This window comes from Streptomyces sp. NPDC002588 (genome assembly GCF_040295925.1).
Lineage (GTDB): Bacteria > Actinomycetota > Actinomycetes > Streptomycetales > Streptomycetaceae > Streptomyces.
Genome location: NZ_JBEOWF010000004.1, coordinates 66557 through 83725, shown reverse-complemented (window position 1 = coordinate 83725; position 17169 = coordinate 66557). Strand labels below are relative to the sequence as shown.

Annotated in this window: 13 protein-coding genes; 6 read left to right on the top strand and 7 right to left on the bottom strand. The window is 73.6% G+C overall.

Going from position 1 to position 17169, the window contains the following annotated elements; genetic code table 11:
• Positions 1–5: 5 nt before the first annotated feature.
• Positions 6–1262, bottom strand: a complete 1257-nt coding sequence (locus tag ABT057_RS06260) for an ArsB/NhaD family transporter (protein ID WP_352341291.1) — start codon at positions 1260–1262, stop codon at positions 6–8.
• A gap of 92 nt (positions 1263–1354) precedes the next feature.
• Between ABT057_RS06260 and ABT057_RS06255 the strand changes: the two genes are divergently transcribed.
• Positions 1355–7186: a WD40 domain-containing protein gene (locus ABT057_RS06255; RefSeq protein ID WP_352341290.1), complete on the top strand. Its 5832-nt coding sequence runs from the start codon at positions 1355–1357 to the stop codon at positions 7184–7186.
• A gap of 10 nt (positions 7187–7196) precedes the next feature.
• Here ABT057_RS06255 and ABT057_RS06250 read toward each other — a convergent pair whose 3' ends face one another.
• On the bottom strand, positions 7197–8345 hold the full coding sequence (locus ABT057_RS06250; protein WP_352341289.1) for a serine hydrolase domain-containing protein: 1149 nt from the start codon (positions 8343–8345) through the stop codon (positions 7197–7199).
• A 259-nt stretch (positions 8346–8604) separates the two neighbouring features.
• Between ABT057_RS06250 and ABT057_RS06245 the strand changes: the two genes are divergently transcribed.
• Positions 8605–10296, top strand: a complete 1692-nt coding sequence (locus ABT057_RS06245) for an RNA polymerase sigma factor (RefSeq protein ID WP_352341288.1) — start codon at positions 8605–8607, stop codon at positions 10294–10296.
• Here ABT057_RS06245 and ABT057_RS06240 read toward each other — a convergent pair.
• Complete coding sequence (locus ABT057_RS06240) at positions 10241–10648, bottom strand: winged helix-turn-helix transcriptional regulator (RefSeq protein WP_352341287.1); 408 nt, start codon at positions 10646–10648, stop codon at positions 10241–10243. The two genes, ABT057_RS06245 and ABT057_RS06240, sit on opposite strands and share 56 nt — an antisense overlap.
• Positions 10649–10733: 85 nt before the next feature.
• On the opposite strand from ABT057_RS06240, the gene ABT057_RS06235 reads away from it, so the two are divergent.
• Positions 10734–11327 (top strand): NADPH-dependent F420 reductase, encoded by a 594-nt coding sequence (locus ABT057_RS06235; protein WP_352341286.1) that lies wholly within the window; start codon positions 10734–10736, stop codon positions 11325–11327.
• On the opposite strand, the gene ABT057_RS06230 is transcribed toward ABT057_RS06235, so the two are convergent.
• Positions 11324–12001 (bottom strand): glycerophosphodiester phosphodiesterase, encoded by a 678-nt coding sequence (locus ABT057_RS06230; protein ID WP_352341285.1) that lies wholly within the window; start codon positions 11999–12001, stop codon positions 11324–11326. The genes ABT057_RS06235 and ABT057_RS06230 overlap by 4 nt on opposite strands.
• An 18-nt stretch (positions 12002–12019) precedes the next feature.
• Positions 12020–13084, bottom strand: coding sequence for an adenosine deaminase (locus tag ABT057_RS06225; protein ID WP_502973796.1), 1065 nt, complete (start codon positions 13082–13084; stop codon positions 12020–12022).
• Positions 13085–13437: 353 nt separating this feature from the next.
• Here ABT057_RS06225 and ABT057_RS06220 point away from each other — a divergent pair, with 353 nt between their 5' ends.
• On the top strand, positions 13438–13938 hold the full coding sequence (locus tag ABT057_RS06220) for a GNAT family N-acetyltransferase (protein ID WP_352341284.1): 501 nt from the start codon (positions 13438–13440) through the stop codon (positions 13936–13938).
• 116 nt (positions 13939–14054) lie between these two features.
• On the opposite strand, the gene ABT057_RS06215 is transcribed toward ABT057_RS06220, so the two are convergent.
• Complete coding sequence (locus ABT057_RS06215; protein ID WP_352341283.1) at positions 14055–14453, bottom strand: VOC family protein; 399 nt, start codon at positions 14451–14453, stop codon at positions 14055–14057.
• Between the two features lie 93 nt (positions 14454–14546).
• Between ABT057_RS06215 and ABT057_RS06210 the strand changes: the two genes are divergently transcribed.
• Together ABT057_RS06210 and ABT057_RS06205 are read left to right on the top strand one after the other, a co-directional pair.
• Positions 14547–15536: a helix-turn-helix transcriptional regulator gene (locus ABT057_RS06210; protein WP_352341282.1), complete on the top strand. Its 990-nt coding sequence runs from the start codon at positions 14547–14549 to the stop codon at positions 15534–15536.
• A gap of 264 nt (positions 15537–15800) precedes the next feature.
• A complete protein-coding gene (locus tag ABT057_RS06205; protein ID WP_352341281.1) occupies positions 15801–16490 on the top strand; it encodes a DUF4190 domain-containing protein in 690 nt (229 codons plus the stop codon).
• Here ABT057_RS06205 and ybiA read toward each other — a convergent pair.
• Positions 16480–17061: a riboflavin biosynthesis intermediates N-glycosidase gene (gene ybiA, locus ABT057_RS06200; RefSeq protein WP_352341280.1), complete on the bottom strand. Its 582-nt coding sequence runs from the start codon at positions 17059–17061 to the stop codon at positions 16480–16482. The genes ABT057_RS06205 and ybiA overlap by 11 nt on opposite strands.
• Between the last annotated feature and the right edge of the window lie 108 nt (positions 17062–17169).

Sequence of the window (17169 nt, the reverse complement as noted above, 5' to 3'; positions counted from 1 at the left end):
GTCGCCTACCGCGTCACCGCCAGTGCCGTCACCGCCGCCGCCACCGCCGCGGTGGCCAGGACCGCACCCGTGCCGACCAGGCGGGCCACCGGTACCCGCACGCCGTACGCCACGCACCGCTCGTACCAGAGCAGGGTCGCCAGGGAGGCCCACGGGGTGATCACCGGGCCGGCGTTGGTGCCGATCAGGAGGGCGAGGAGCTGGTCGTGGTTGCCCACCGGGACCGCTCCCTCGCCGGCCAGGTAGACGGGCAGGTTGTTCAGCACGTTCGACAGCCCGGCGCCGACCGCCGCCGCGCGGAACAGGCCCAGGGTGCCGCCGTCGTGGCCGACCGCCGAGGCCAGCAGGTCGTGCAGACCGTGCGCGTTGACCGTCTCCACCACCAGGAACATCCCCGGCACCATCACCAGCAGCCGCCACGGCACGAGGGACCACCGCAGCGCCCGGCGGTCGCGCACCGCGAACACCGCGACGGCGACCGCGCCCGCCGTCGCGGACGCGATCCACAGCTCCACGTCGGCGACCAGGATGGCCAGCAGGAAGCCCGCACAGGCGAGCGCGCAGACCCGGAACACGACGGGATCGGCGGGCCGGTGCACACCGGGCGGCACATAGCGCAGGTCCGCCGCCCGGACGTCCTCCACGCGCGCCGCCCCCGGACCGCCCCGGAGGAGCCCCGCGGACTCGGTGCCGCGCCGCCCCCGGCGCCAGAAGAACCCCCACAGGCACGCCGTCGTCACCGCGATCGCCGCCAGCTGCGGGGCCCACATGCGGCCCGCAAGGCCCAGGGAGGACAGCGCGACCCGGTCGGCCGCCAGCAGGTTCGTGAGGTTGGAGACCGGCAGGAGGAGGCTCGCCGTGTTGGCCAGCCACACCGTCGTCATGGCGAGCGGGACCGCCGCGATGCCGACCCGGCCGGCCAGCGCCAGCATCACCGGCGTCAGCAGCACGGCCGTGGTGTCCAGGTTCAGCGCGATCGTCGTGACGGACGCGAAGGCCACGCACAGCAGGAACAGCAGCGGGTAACTGCCCCGGCCCGCCCGCGCGACCCGCGCCGCCACCACGTCGAACACCTCGGCCCTGCTGGTCAGTTCGGCCAGCACGATCACGGTGCCGAGGAACGCGAGGAGCGGTGCGATCCGGCTCATCGCGTCGCCCGCGTCGGCGGTCGGCAGCAACCCCGAGGCCACGCACACCAGCCCGGTCACGAGCAGACCGATCGCCACCCGGTCCAGCACATGCAGACGCCGTAAGACAGACACGGGGGAAGGGTCGCACAATTGTGCTCCACTGTGACCAGCGGGTTGCTGTGGAAACAGTCCAAAACGACGCTCGTTCATTGCACTATGAATACATGGGGGCTCGTCAGATGACCGGTGACACCGGGCCGTTGGACTTCTTCGTCAGTTACTCGCCCGCGGACGAACGGTGGGCGTCCTGGATCGCCTGGACCCTGGAGGAGGCCGGCTACCGGACCGTCCTTCAGGCCTGGGACTTCGTGCCGGGGACGAACTTCGTGGACTTCATGGACCGGGGCGTGAGCGAGTCCGCGGCCGTCATCGCGGTCCTGTCCCGGAACTACGAACGCTCCCGGTACGGCCGGATGGAGTGGCAGGCCGCCCTGCGCGCCGACCCGGACGCGCCCGAGCGCCGGCTGATCACCGTCCGGGTCGAGGACATCCCGGTGGAGGGGCTGCTCGCCACCATCACCTACGTCGACCTGGTGCCGGTGACCGACCCGTCCGACGCCCGCGACCTGCTGCTCACCCGGGTCCGGCAGGCCCTCGACGGCCGGGCCCGGCCCAGCCTGCGGCCCGACTACCCGGGGAACGGACAGCCCGTGCCGCCCGCCCCCGCGGTGCCGGTGGCCCCGCGCACCGGGCGGCCGCTCGGACGCCCCGGCTGGGCCGGCCGGCGCAGGCCCGCCGCGCCGCCCGCCTACCCGAGGGGCTCCGGGGCCGCCGGCGCGGCCCGCGAGGCGGTCACCGTGCTCCACCTGGCCGGGCCCGCCTTCGGGCGCGGCCAGGAACCCGCCGAGTTACAGGCGGCGATCTGGGGAGACCTCGTCGAGCTGACGGACGCCGGGGCGCCCCCACCCGACCTGCTCGTCGTCACCGGTGACCTCACCGCCTCCGGCAGCCCCCGCGAGTTCGACCAGGCGCTCGCCTTCCTCACCGGTCTGCGCGCGCTCCTCGGCCTCGAACCGCACCGGGTCGCCCTCGTCCCCGGCGGCCGGGACGTCAACCAGGCCGCCTGCCGTGCCTACTTCAGCACCTGCGAGGCCGACGAGATGCCGCCCCGGCCGCCGTACTGGCCCAAGTGGCGCCATTTCGCCCGGCTCTTCCAGGAGCTGTACCAGGGCCTCGACGCCGTCTTCGACAGCGACCAGCCGTGGACCCTCTTCCCCGTGCCCGAACTGCACACCGTCGTCGCCGGGCTCAACTCCTCGATGGCGTACAGCCATCGGCTCGACGACCAGTACGGGATGGTCGGACCCGAGCAGGCCGCCTGGTTCGCCCAGGCCCTCAGACCCTACGAGGAGGAGGGGTGGCTGCGGATCGGTGCGCTGCGCCACGCGCCCGGCACCGCCGCGCCGGGAGCGCCGCGCGCGGCGGCCGCCCAGGACGGCTCCGGGCCGCTGCGCGACACCGACGTGCTGGCCCGCCTCACCGCGCCCCGGCTGCATCTGCTGCTGCACGGTCCGACCGGCCCCGGCGCCCGCCCCGTGCTGACCACGGCCGGCGGCGAGCTGCCGCTGCTCGGCGCCGCCGGACCCGCCCGGCACCAGCTGCTGCGCATCGCCCGCGACGGGCTCGCCACCTGGCCCGGCCCCGGGGAACCGAGGCGCGACCGGGTCGAGTGGCGCCGGGCCCACCGCGCCTTCGCGCCCGAGGACCCGGAAGCTCCCGACGCCCGCGCCGCCACCGGCCCCGGGTCCGGCGCCGCCCCGGACCCCGAGCCGCGCTCCCTGCGGTCCCCGGCCGACATACTGCTCGCCCGGGTCGCCGAGGTCTGCCGGACCCGCCACGAGGGCGCCCAGATCCGCCCGGTCGCCTCGGACGTGCCCCAACTCCTCGTCACCTGGACCCAGTCGGGCTTCGTCCGCCAGCAGCGGGTCGCCGTGCACACCGGCACCCCGACCGCCCAGGACGTCGACCGGGTCGTCGCCCTGGTGCACGCGGCCGACTCCGAGACCGAGGCCGAACTCGTCCACGACGGCCCGCCACCCGCCCGCGAACTGCGCGACCTGGCCCGCCGCCGAGGCGTCCGGGTGCGCAGCTTCACCGAGTTCCAGGGCCTGCTGGACCTGCGTGCCTACGTCGCCGCCCAGAGCGAACGCCTGCGCACCGACCCCCGCTACCCCCCGGGCCTCTACCTCCCCCAGCGCTACCGCGAGATCGAGCGCCTCGACGCCGAGGACCAGGGCGGCCTGGTCGACGCCATGCTCCGCCTGCTCGACTCCGACCAGGGCCGGTTCCTGCTGCTGCTCGGCGACTTCGGCCACGGCAAGACCTTCGCGCTGCGCGAGCTGGCCCGCCGTGTCCCCGCCGAACTCCCGCACCTCGTACCGCTGTTGATCGAGCTGAACGCGCTCGACCGGGCCTACTCCTTCGAGGGGCTGGTCGCCGCGCACCTCGCCGCGCACGGCGTCGACAACATCGACCTGCGTGCCTTCCGGTACATGCTCCAGCAGGGCCGGATCGTGCTTCTCTTCGACGGCTTCGACGAACTCGTCACCCGCGTCACCTACGACCGCGCCGCCGAACGCCTCCAGGTGCTGCTGGACTCGGCCGTGGACAGCGCCAAGATCGTCGTCAGCAGCCGCACCCAGCACTTCCGCTCCCAGGGCCAGGTGCTGACCGCCCTCGGCGAACGTGTCGGCATGCTCCCGCACCGCAGGGTCCTCGCCGTCCAGGAGTTCACCCCGCAGCAGATCCGCGCCTACCTCGTGGGCCGCTACGACGGCGACGACCGGGCCGCCGACCGCAGGCTGCGCCTGCTGGACGCCATCCCCGACCTGCTCGCCCTGTGCCGCAACCCCCGGCTGCTGGGCTTCGTCGCCGACCTCGACGACGACCAGCTGCGTGCCGTCGCCGGAGCCGGCCGCGCCCTCAGCCCCGCCGGCCTCTACCAGGAGGTCCTCACCGCCTGGCTGACCTTCGAGCAGCAGCGGGCGGGCGGCGGCGCCGGCCGGGCCCCCGGGCTCAGTCTCGACCAGCTGTGGAGCGCGGTGACCGCGCTCGCCCTCAGACTGTGGCAGAGCGGCCAGGAGTCGCTCAGGCTCGACGAGCTGACCGACGTCGCGGAGACCCTCACCGGTCTGGCCGGCAGCCGGCTCTCCGCCGGACAGGCCGCGCACGCGGTCGGCTCCGGGAGCCTGCTGGTGCGCAGCGAGGACGGCGTGTTCCGGTTCATCCACGGCTCGGTCGTGGAGTGGCTCATCGCCCGCGAGTGCGCGGTGCGGCTGGCCGCGGGCGACAGCGCCCTGCTCGGCCGGCGCGGGCTCAGCCAGCTCGCCGTGGAGTTCCTCTGCGACCTCGCCGACCACCGGACCTGCCAGACGTGGGCCGAACACACCCTCGACACCAGCGACGACGGCGTGGCCCGGGCCAACGCCGTGAAGATCCTCTCCCGGCTGCGGGTGCCCGCCCACACCGACCTGCGCGGCGCCGCGCTCGCCGGGGAGGACCTCTCCTACCGGGACTTCTCACGGGTCGACCTCACCCGCGCCGACCTCACCGACGCCCGCCTCGTCGGCGCCAACCTCTCCGGCGCGGTCCTGCGGGACACCCGGCTGACCGGCGCCCGGCTCGACGGCGCCGACCTCACCGGGGCCGACCTGCGCGGCGCCGACCTGCGCCGGACCCGGCTGATCCGCACCGACCTGACCGGCGTCCGCGTCGAGGGCGGGCGCTGGCAGCGGGCCGCACTGATCGCCGCCACCACCGACGCGGGCCTGCCCGACACCCCCGAACTGGCCCCGGCCGCCTTCGCCCCCGGCATGGCGGTCGACGCCGGCTTCCGGCCCTCCGCCGTCGGCGTGCCGTACGGCTTCGACATGCGCACCAGCCGGCTGCCCGAGCCCATCTCCTACAGCCCCGACGGCGAACTCCTCGCCGTCGGCGCCGAGGACGGCGGAGTGCTGGTCTGCGACGCCGTCACCGGCACCGCCCTGCGCACCCTGGCCGGCCACACCGACCGCGTCTACGCCGTGAAGTTCCGGGACCGGGTCCTCGCCACCGGCAGCGCCGACGGGACGGTACGGCTGTGGGACCCGGTCTCGGGCCGCTGTCTGCACCTGCTGGAGATCCACCCGCGCGGGGTGTGGCCGCTCGCCCTCGACGCCGACGGCTCCCTCATGGCCACCGGAGACGCCGACGGCGTGGTCACCGTCTGGGACACCGCCACGGGCACCCCGCTGCACCGGCTGCCCGGCCATGTCGCGCCCGTCTACACCGTGGCCTTCGGACCGGGCAGCGCCACCCTGGTCACCGGGGACGCCTCCACCGCCGTCCGCCTGTGGGACCTCACGACCGGGCGGCGGACGGGGCAGCTGCCCGGGCATCGCGGCGCGGTGTACCGGGCGCGGTTCAGCCCGGACGGCCGGCTGCTGGCCACCGGCGACCGGGGTGACGAGCGGCGGGGCGGCACGGTCCGGATCTGGGATCTCGCCGACCGCGGCCTGCGCCACGAGTTCACCGGGCACACCGGCCGGGTCTACACCCTCGACTTCCACCCCGGCGGCCGGTACCTGGTGAGCGGGGACACCGAGGGCGAGGTGCGGCTGTGGGACCTCGCCGAAGGCGCGGCCGCCGGGCTGCTCGGCGGCTGCCGCGGGGCCGTCTACCAGGTGCTGTTCGATCCCGAGGGAACCCTGCTCGCGGCCGGGGACAGCCAGGGCGTGGTCCGGCTGTGGCGGGTCGTGCCCGAGTCCGACCCGGTGGCGGTGCCGCTGACCCGGCAGCCCGCCGAGCACCGCGGCTCGGTCTGGGTGTGCAAGTTCCGCCCGTACGCCGCGGGACCCGCAGGCTCCGCCCCGGACGCCGGTTCCCTCCTCGTGACCGGCGGCAACGACGGGGTCGTACGGCTCCACGACCCCGCCACCAGCCAGGGCCGCCGCATCCTGCGCGGCCACGGGCGGCGGATCGGCACCCTCTCCTTCAGTGCCGACGGCTCCCTGCTCGCGGCCGGCGGCAACGACGGCGTGATCCGGCTGTGGGACACCACCGCCGGGCGCCGGCTGCGGGAGCTGACCGGGCAGAGCGACCGCCTGGTCTCGGCCGTGTTCGGCTCGACGGGCACCCTGCTGGCCACCGCGAGCAGCGACGGCGACATGTACCTGTGGAACGCCTCGACGGGTGAGTACCAGCGCGAGCTGGACGTCGAGACGGACCATGTGTGGGCCGAGGCGTTCAGCCCGGACGGGGAACTGCTGGCCACCGCCAACGACGACGACACCGTACAGCTGTGGTACCGGGCCACCGGCGCCCATGTCACCACCATCGGCGAGCACTTCGGCCGGGTCCGCTCCATCGCCTTCCGGCCCGACGGCGGGACTCTGGCCACCGGCTGCGACGACCGCAAGGTGCGGGTCTGGGAGCTCGCCGAGGGCCGGATGAGCGCCGTCCTCGACGGCCACACCGACCGGGTGTACGCGGTGGCGTTCGCGCCGGACGGCTCCTGGCTGGCCAGCGCCTCCTGGGACGGGGAGGCGGTGATCTGGCGGGACGGGGTGGCCGTGCACCGGCTGTCCGCCCACACCGGCAAGCTGTGGACGGCGGCGGCCCATCCGCTGAGACCCCTGCTGGCGACCGCGGGCGACGACCGCACGGTCCGCCTGTGGGACGTCCGCACCGGCCGCGAGACGGCGGCGCTGAGCGGCCACACGGGCCGTGTCCTCGCCGTCGCCTTCAGCCCCGACGGCTCGCTGCTGGCCAGCGGCGGCGAGGACGGCACGGTCCGCCTGTGGGACGTCACCGCCGATGGCCCCGTGACCCTGCGCTCCACCCTGGTCGGCCTCCCCGGCGGCTGGGCCGCGCTGGCGCCGTCCGGCGGCTACAAGTACGAGGGCGACGTCACCGGCGAGTTCTGGCACGCGGTCGGCATGTGCCGGTTCGAACCGGGGGAGCTCGACGGGCATCTGCCGGGGGTGCGGAACGTGCCGCTGGAGGAGCCGTTGCGGTGAGGACCGCCCACTACCTGAGCGCGGCCATGATGATCCGGATGACGACCGGATTCGCGTCCTCGCTCTTGGCGTCCGTGGAGTTGACCGAGTAGACGAGGGTGCGGCTGAGGTCGCGGGTGGCGGCGATCGCCGAGCTGTAGCCGTACCGGGCACCGGACTTGACCCAGTAGACCCTGCCCGCCGACTCGAAGCGCTGGAGCCCCGCGCTGTAGGTGGCGCCCTCGATGTCCGCCGGGACCGTGAACATCTCCTTCAGCTGCGGCTCCGGCACGATCCGGCCCTTGAAGAGGGAGGTGAGCAGCCGCTCCAGGTCGGCGGTCGTGGAGATCATGTCCCCGGCGGCGAACCGGTCCGCCTGGTTCCACTCGGTGACGTCCAGGAACTCCGTCGTCCCGTCGGCCTGCTCCACCGCCTGGTAGCCGAGGTTGTGCGGGCCGAGGATGCGCGGGTCGGTGCCCGGGAAGTACGTGTCCCGCATGCCGGCCGGGGCCAGCACCAGCCGGGTGGCCTCGGAGGCGTACGACCGCCCGGTCACCTTCTCGATCAGCAGACCGAGAAACGTGTAGTTGATGTTGAGGTAGTGCTGCTTCTTCCCCGGGCGGAACTCCGGCTGCCCGGCGCCCGCCGACGCGGCGACCCGCTGCGGGGTGAGGGTGTCGTAGCGGTGGGCGTACACCTCCTCGAAGGTGTCGCCGAGACCGTCGCCCGCCGGGATGCCGCTGGTGTGGTTGAGCAGCTGCCGTACGGTGATCGGCCGGAACTGCCTGCCGAGGAGGCCGGGCAGGTAGTGCTGGATCGGCGTGTTCAGGTCGATCCGCCGCTCTGCCGCGAGCCGCAGCACGGCCGCCGCGGTCACCACCTTCGTCGTCGAACCGGCCCGGAACCGGGCGTCCGGGTCCGCGGGCGCGCCGCTCGCCAGATCGTGCACGCCCGCGCTGCCGCGCCAGGTGCCGTCGGTGCCGCCGACCCGGACCAGCGCGGCGGTCGCGTCGGCGTCCGGCAGGCCCGCGAGCGCGGCGGCCAGGGCCTCGGTGTCCAGGGCGCCCGCCCGCTGGACCGCGGGGGCCGCGAAGGCGGGGGCGGCGGCCAGCGGCCCGGCCGCCGCGAGGGCGAGGACGAGGGAGGCGGCGAGGGCGGTGGTGCGGCGGCGAGCACGCATACGGGGGCTCCAGGGGATCGGAAGATCGGTTCGGGGTTCGGGTCGATCCTCCGGGGCGGGACCGTCGTACCGGATCGTCGGCGGGGAGGGGACCGGCCCCTGACGGAACCCCGAGCAAGTGCCTTACGCAATAGGGGAGTTGACGGGGATGGCCCTTAAGGGTGCCGAAAAAGTGTTATCCCGTGGGTGCCGTCTCCGTCCCCACGGGTGTGATCTCCGACATTGCCAACAGCGGGGGCCCGGCTGAGAGGGTGCGGGCATGAGGACGTACGCCGGCGCCCAGGCCGGACGGCACTGGCGGGCCACCATCGCCGCCGCACAGGCCGGTGACCGGCACGCGCTGGACGAACTGGTGGCGGGCTGGCTCCCGCTGGTCTACAACGTCGTCGGCCGCGCCCTGAACGGCCACGCCGACGTCGACGACGTCGTCCAGGAGACCATGCTGCGCGCCGTCGGTAACCTGGGCTCGCTGCGGGACCCCGACAGCTTCCGCTCCTGGCTGGTGGCCATCGCCATGCGGCAGATCCGCGACCGGGCACGCCGCAGGACCGCCGCCACTCTCGACGAGAGCACGACCCCCGACGGCGCCTCCGACTTCGCCGAACTGACGGTGCTGCGACTCCAGTTGGAGGGGCAGCGGCGCGAGGTCGCGGAGGCGGTGCGCTGGCTGGACGACGAGGACCGGCAACTGCTGTCCCTGTGGTGGCTGGAGGTCGCGGGCGAACTCACCCGACGCGAGCTGGCCGCGGCCGTCGGCATCAGCCGGCAGCACGCCGCCGTGCGGGTCCAGCGCATGAAGGAACGCCTGGAGGTCTCCCGGGGCATCGTGCGCGCCCTCGACGGCGCCTGCCCCGACCTGCGCGAGCTGACCGCCCGCTGGGACGGCCGCCCCGACTCCGTCTGGCGCAAGCGGCTGGCCCGGCACATCCGGGGCTGCGGCTACTGCGGCGACACCCGGGAGTCCGTCGTACCGGCCGAGCGCCTCCTCGTCGGCATCGCGCTCGTCCCCGTGCCCGTCGGCTTCACCCTCTCCCTGGGGCTCGGCGGCAAGACGGCCGTGGCCGCCACGTCCGCAGGCTGGTCCGCGAAGGTCCTGGGCATCCTCACCAAGCCCGCCGTCGCGGTCACCGCCGGCGCGACCTTCGTGGCGGGCGGCGCCTACGTCGCCGTCCACACCCCCGACGACCCGCCCCCGCGCGCGGCCTCGAGCCCGACGGCGTCGTTCACACCCGCCGAGCCGCCGTCCTCACCCGCCCCGGCCTCGTCCGCCTCGCCGTCGGCGACCCCCTCCTCGTCCCCGTCGGCGACCGAGGGGAAGACGGCCGGGTACGGCAGTGTCGTCGACGCCGTGGACAAGGCGCCGGACCCGGACACCCCGCCCGCGGCCCTGCCGCGCCGCCCCGCGTCCGGTGTCACCAGCACCGGCGGGGCACACGCCACCATGAACCACCGAGGGGACGGCGTGACGCTCAGCGGCCAGGGATACGTCCTCGTGCGCTGGCAGATCTCCCCGCAGTACCGGGCGGGCAGCCTGGTCATGCCGTCCTGGACGGGCCTGACGGGCAGACTCTTCCACGTCGCCTCGGGCGGCGGCCGCCGGATGGACGACCCGACGAGCGCCACCGACCCCACCGCAACCGGCATGGGCAGCGCGGCCACCGGCTACGCGGTCCTCCCGTCCGGCACCCAGCAGATGTGGCAGAACGAGTACTTCTACGTCGACGGCAGCGTCACCCTCACGGTGAACGAACGGGGCGCCGACTACGGCCTGAACGTCTTCCCCACGACCTGGGACAAGGTGGAGGACGACGTCACCTCCGGCCCGCCCCAGGGCGCGCGGCGCTACGGCCTGGTCCGCGACACCGGCACCGACGACACCCCGGTCCCGCAGTACCTCACCCGCGCGACCCCGTCCGACCCCGCGACGGTGGCTCAGCGCTCGGAGGTGTAGCGGACGTGTAGCGGTCCTGAGCCTCCATCACCTCGTCACCGTGGTCGTGCGCCCAGGCACCGAAGCCCTGGATCGGCGCGAGCAACGTCCTTCCCAGGCCGGTCAGTTCGTACTCGACCCGGGGCGGGGACCCGCCGTACGCCTGCCGCGCCACCAGCCCGTTGAACTCCAGCCGGCGCAGAGTCTCCGTCAGCACCTTCTGACTGATCCCTCCGATGAACTCGCGCAGTTCGCCGGGGCGTCCGGGGCCGTCCTTGAGGGACCAGAGCACCACCGGGTTCCAGGTGTGGGAGACGAGATCGAAGGCGAGCCGGGTCCGGCAGTCGGCGAGGAAGGCGGGTTCTGTGGTCACACACCGAATGGTGCCCGAGCGGCTTCCTACTGTCGTGGGAGATCGCGGAGAGAACTCCGCGGAACTCGGCACGGCAGGAGGCGACATGCGCGTGGGGATTCTCGGCACCGGCGCAATGGCGGACGCGCTCGGCACCCAGTGGCGGCGGGCCGGACACCAGGTGGTGACCGGAGGCCGCTCCGGAGGGCTGCGGGAGGCGGCGGAGTCCGGGACGGACGCGGTGCTGCTCGCCGTGCCGTACGAGGCCGTGGTCGACGTGGTGGCGGGGCTGGAGGAGTCCCTGCGCGGACGGGTGCTGATCGACTGCACCAACCCGGTCGGCCCCGACTTCGGTCTGCTCACGGCGGGCGGCCCCGCGGCCGCCGAACGCGTCGCGGCCGCCGCACCCGCCGCGCACGTCGTGAAGGCCTTCAACCTGTGCCATGCCGGCGTATGGCGGCTGACCCCGCCCGTCTTCGACGGCCGCCCCCTCGCGGTCCCGCTGTGCGGGGACGACGAGGCGGCCCTGTCCGTCGTACGGCGACTCGTCCGCGACCTGGGCTGCGAGCCGCTGAACGCGGGAGGACTCACCGCGGCCGGCCTGCTGGAGGCGACGGCCGCGCTGCTGATCCGACTGTGGCTGGGAGAGGGCGCGGACGCCCAGGCCATCTCGCCACCCCTGGCGTACGCGAAGGGTTAGCGCAGGGCGGTCAGCACGTCGATGCGGTTCGTGGTGATCGAGTCGACGCCCAGGCCGATCAGACGGCGCATGGAGCGGCGGGTGTCGGGGGTCCACACCGAGAGGAGGAAACCGTCGTGACGGACCCGGGCGGCCAGGTCGCGGTCGACCAGGGAGAAGCGGTAGTTCAGCCAGCGCGGCTTGACCACCTCGAGCAGGGCCGGACGCGGGGGCGCCAGGCTGGTGCGGGTCAGGGCGATCTCGGCGGACGGGTCGGCCGCGCGGACGGCGAGCATCTCGGCGGCCCCGGCACAGTAGTAGGCCCGGTCGGCCGCGCCCGCCTCCCGTACGACGTCCACCACCCGGCGCGCGGCCCGCACGTCCCGGATCCCCGGCAGGTCGACCATCACCCGGCTGCCCTCGGTCGCCGTCAGCGCCTCCGCCAGGGTCGGCACCCCGCCCGCCGTCAGTCCGCGCACCTCGGCGGCCGACAGCGACCGCAGCGGCCGGTCCAGCTCCCACAGCCGCTTCAGCGTCTCGTCGTGCAGCAGTACCGGCACGCCGTCCTTGGTGAGCCGCACGTCGAACTCGACCGCGTCCGCGCCCAGGGCGAGCGCGGAACGCAGCGAGTCGAGCGTGTTCTCACGGAAGCGGTAGGGATCGCCGCGATGAGCCACGGCCGTCAGGGTCTGCATGCGCCCATTGTGTCCAGGTCAGGCCGAGAGCCACGCGGCGGTGTACGTGTCGATCTCGGTCCGGATCCGGCCCTTGCCCGCCTCGTCCAGGAAGGAGACGTCGACCGCGTTCTTCGCGAGGTCGGCGACGCCGCGCTCGTCGAGGCCGAGGAGCCGGGCGGCGACCGCGTACTCGTTGTTGAGGTCGGTGCCGAACATCGGCGGGTCGTCGGAGTTGATCGTGACCAGCACACCGGCCCGCACGAACTCCTTCACCGGGTGCTCGTCGAGGGTGCGCACGGCACGCGTGGCGATGTTCGAGGTCGGGCACACCTCGAGGGCGATGCGCTGCTCGGCGAGGTGCGCGAGGAGCTTCTCGTCCCGCGCGGAACTTGTGCCGTGCCCGATGCGCTCGGCGCGCAGGTGGGTCAGTGCGTCCCACACCGTCTCCGGTCCTGTCGTCTCCCCGGCGTGCGGCACCGACCGCAGCCCCGCGGCGATCGCCCGGTCGAAGTACGGCTTGAACTGCGGGCGCGGTACGCCGATCTCCGGACCGCCGAGCCCGAAGGAGACCAGCCCCTCGGGGCGGATGCGGTCGTCGGTGGCGAGCCGGACGGTCTCCTCGGCGGACTCGAGACCGGCCTCGCCGGGGATGTCGAAGCACCAGCGCAGCACGGTCCCGAACTCCGCCTCGGCCGCCTTCCGGGCGTCCTCGATCGCGTCCATGAAGGCGAGTTCGTCGATCCCGCGCCGGGTGGAGGAGAACGGCGTGATGGTCAGCTCGGCGTACCGCACCTGCTGGCGGGCCAGGTCCCGGGCCACCTCGTACGTCAGCAGCCGGACGTCCTCCGGGGTACGGATGACGTCCACGACGGACAGGTACACGTCGATGAAGTGCGCGAAGTCCGTGAAGGTGAAGTAGTCGGCCAGCGCCTCGGGGTCGCTGGGCACCCTGGAGTCGGGGTGCCGGGCGGCCAGCTCGGACACGATGCGAGGGGAGGCGGAACCGACGTGGTGGACGTGCAGTTCGGCCTTGGGCAGCCCGGCGATGAAGGCGCCCAGGTCACGGACCCCGGCGGCGGAGGCGTCGAGATGATCGGTCAAGGGGTCCTCCCCGGGACGGCGCCCCGGGCCACGAGGGGCCACGCGGGACGCGGGTGATCGGCTGATCGATGAGTCGGGATCATCCTAGGCGGTGGGGAATCGCGGGGGCCGGCCCGGCCGATCGGCGCACCGTGGCCGCTCCCTTCGCCCGGGCAGGCGGTGGCGATGGCGGTCTGCCGCGGCGCCATTCAGCGTTCCGCCCGTGTCCGGGATCCCGAGCGGGCGCGGTACCGAGGTGGCGCTGCGGCCGCCGGCCGCGTACTCGCTGTCGCCGGCGTGTGCCCTGGTCCGGGGGCTCTGCCGCCGACGGAAACTCAGGTGGCCTCGACGCGTCATCCGGGTAGAGTCGGGCGGTGCCCGAGCTGAAGCGGCTGGATGCCGGCCATGCCCCGGCGGTCCTGGCCTTCGAGCTGGCGAACCGCGCCTATTTCGCCGCCTCGGTCTCCGACCGCGGTGACGAGTTCTTCGACCAGTTCGCCGACCGGCACGCCGCTCTGTTGGCTGAGCAGGAGGCCGGTGTCGGAGCCTTCTACGTGCTCGTTGCCGAGGATGGCTCGGTTCTGGGCCGGTTCAACCTGTACCGCTTCGGGGACGGCACTGCCGAGCTCGGTTACCGGGTCGCACAGCACGTCGCCGGCCGCGGCGTGGCGACCGCGGCCGTCCGGGAGCTGTGCCGGCTGGCGGTGGTGCGGCACGGGCTGCGCACGCTGCGGGCGGCCACCTCCCATCAGAATGCCGCGTCCCAGAGGGTGCTGACCAAGGCCGGGTTCGTCCCGGTCGGCCCGGCAGACCCGGCCGACCTCGGCGGCAAGCCGGGCACCTGGTACCAGCACGGTCTGGTGCTCCAGCCATAGACCGTGATCTTGTGCGCGGACCGGCTGCGGGAAGACCCCGATACGCCCTCCGCGCTGCCCGAAGGCGTCGTCGGCCGGGGAAGTGACGACATGGCCGCCGACTGCGATGCGTGGCGTCAGCGTGCGAACTTTTCGATGGCCGCCGGGGTGACGGGGGTGAAGAAGTTGACGAGGTTGCCGTCGGGGTCGCGGAACAGCAGAGACCGGTTGCCCCAGGGCATCGTGGTGGGCTCGGTGACGAAGTCGGTGACGAAGCCGGTCAGGTTCTGGTGAACGCGGTCCACGTCGTCGACGAGGAACTCGGTGATCACGCTGTGGTTGTCCGCCGGGCGGGCAGAGCCCGGGGCGAACAGCGGGACGGTGCGGGTACCGGCGATCGCGAGGGTGCCGCCCTGGGTCCTGAGTTCGGCGAAGTCCTCGGTGGCCCACGCCGCCCGCACTCCTGTGGCCCGCTCGTAGAACTCGACGAGGCGCGCCACGTCGCTGGTGATGATGCGGATCGAGACGAAGTCCATGGGGATCTCCTTGGCTGTGCTGAAGGCGTGCACGTGGCAGGCTAGGAGAAATAGTGGACGGAATCGGTCCTGTATTCGCGTTAGGTTGTGCACATGTCTCGCCCCACCGGCCGCGTGCTGACACTCCTGGAGCTGCTGCAGTCGGGCGGCACCCGGACGGTGGCCGAACTGGCCGGCCGGCTCGGCGTCGAAGGGCGCACCGTGCGGCGGTATGTGGACCAGCTGATCGACCTCGACGTGCCCGTGGAATCGGTGCGCGGCCGCTACGGCGGGTACCGGCTCGCCCCCGGGTACCGCTTGCCTCCGCTCATGCTCAGCGACGACGAGGCGCTGGCCGTGCTGCTCGGCCTGGTCGCCGGCCGCCGGGCAGGTCTTACGACGACGCAGCACACGGCGAGCGAGACGGCATCGGCGAAGATCCGGAGGGTGCTGCCCAAGCACATCGCCCGCCGGCTCGACACACTCCTGGAATCCCTCGCCTTCACGGAACAGCCCGGAGAGTCCGACACTCCGGACGCCGGCGTCCTGCTCACCGTCGCCGATGCGGTGCGCCACCGCCGACCGGTCTCGATCCGCTACACCGACCGCGAAGGACGGCGCAGCGAACGCACGCTGCACGCGTACGGGATCGTCGCCCATTCGGGCCGGTGGTACGTCACGGGCAAGGACGCCCGGATCGGCGAGGATCGAACCTTCCGGCTCGATCGCATCGCCGACGCGCGGACCCTGCCCGGTTCGTTCGAAGCGCCGGCCGGTCCCGGTCCGGCGGAGCGTGTGCTGTCAGGCTTCGCCACGGCCGAGTACCGGTATGAGGTGACCTTGCGGATCCACGGGACGGTCGAGCAGATCCGCGCCCGCCTTCCCGCCGGCGTCGCGAGCCTGGAGGAGCACGAGCCGGCGGCAGGCGAGGACCGGGCGACCGAGCGCTGGCTGCGCGTCGAGCTGCGGGCGGAGCGGCTCGACTGGTTGCCTCCGTTACTCGCCTCACTCGACCGGCCGTTCGTCATCGAGCGCCCCCCCGAACTGCGCGACCTCGTCATCGCGCTCGCCGATCGCCTCGCGTCCCACGCCCGCCAGGCCTGACCGCGAGGAACCGATGTCATGAGATGGCCCACCCGAGGCATCGGCGCACGGGATCTTTCTCCGAGCCGGCGCCCGCCGAGCTGCTGCGCAATGTCACGGCGGAGGCTCGCGATGTTCGGTGATGTGCACGGGGATGCCGGTGTCGTCGATGACGCGGGCAGCCGTCTCACCGCCGGCCAGGGCGGGCGGTTTCGGCCCCCGCCGCCCCGCGGCCACCCTTGGGCCGTAGCATGACGGAACGTACGACAGAGGGGACCCCTGTACATGTCCGACCACGATCCGTGGCCCGAGCCGACCTCCGACGAGGCGGACGCGACGGACGCTCGGCAGGACGCGGCCCCTGAGGTGCGGTTGGACAAGAGGGACCGCGGAGATACGGTTCCAGCTCCGCAGGATCACGTTCCGCAGGACCAGGCCCCGCCCCCCACCGTCGCCGTTCCCCAGACCTGGGCCGGCCCCGTGGTCCCACCGGGGCCGGGCGCCTTCGCCTCCTTCCCGCCGCCGAACCCCGCCACCGCGGCCGGCGGTCCGCCGCCCAACCCCTTCGCGCCGCCCGCCCCGCAGCACGGTGCCGTGCCCCCGCCGCCCATCTCGCCCGACGGCCCTGGGCAGCTTCCGTACGGCTACCCGGGTACGTATCCGGGCGGGTACGGCTACCCGGCCCCGCCCCCTGCGCCCGGCGGCTACTACTGGCCCGGAGTGCCGGGCGGCGACAGCAACGGCATGGGTATCGCCGGGATGGTGCTCGGGATCGTCTCGGCCGTGGTGTTCTGTCTGTGGCCGCTGGCGATCGTCGCCGGGATCCTGGGCGTCGTCTTCGGCGCGATCGGCCGCGGGAAGGCCCGCCGGGGCGAGGCCGCCAACCCGGGCCAGGCGCTGGCCGGCATCATCTGCGGTGCCGTGGGCACGGCCCTCGCGATCGGGTTCGGGCTCCTGTTCATCCTCACGCCCTGACCGATCGGCACTCCCGCAGTCGCCGTCGGGCCTCCATCAGGGCGAAGCCCAGCAGGTTCGGACCCCGCCAGCGCTCCGGGTCGCCCGCCGCCTCGTCGTCCGCCGCGAGGCCGATGCCCCACACCCGGTCCACCGGGCTCGCCTCCACCAGTACGCGCTCGCCCGTGCCCAGCAGGAAGGCGGTCAGCTCCGGATCCGAGCGGAACTTGTGGACGCTGCCCTCGACGACGATCCGCAGCCGCTCCCGCTGCCATATCGCCTCGTCGAAGCCGCGCACCAGCCGCCCGGCCTTCTTCGCCTGGGAGGGGTGGCCGGCGGCCAGCGCCTGCGTCTCCGCCTCCGCGTCGCCGAACAGCCGGGCCTTCTCCGCCATCATCCAGTGCTCGGCCGTCGCGTAGCCGACCCCCTCGACCACGAAGGGTGACGGCCACCACTGGCTCAGACAGCTTTTGCCCACCCGGCCGTCCGGCCGCGGCTTGTGCCCCCAGAAGTGCAGATACTTGATCGCGGCCCCCGCCCGAACAGCCCTGACCAGGGCCTCCACCGAATCCACCGCATCGATCCGCTCCATGCACGCCAGCATGGCAGGCGCCACTGACACTGCGTCCCGCCTTTTCCGCTCCGACTCGACAGCTGGTCAACAGATTCCGTCGCGTAACCAAAAGGCAACAACGGAATC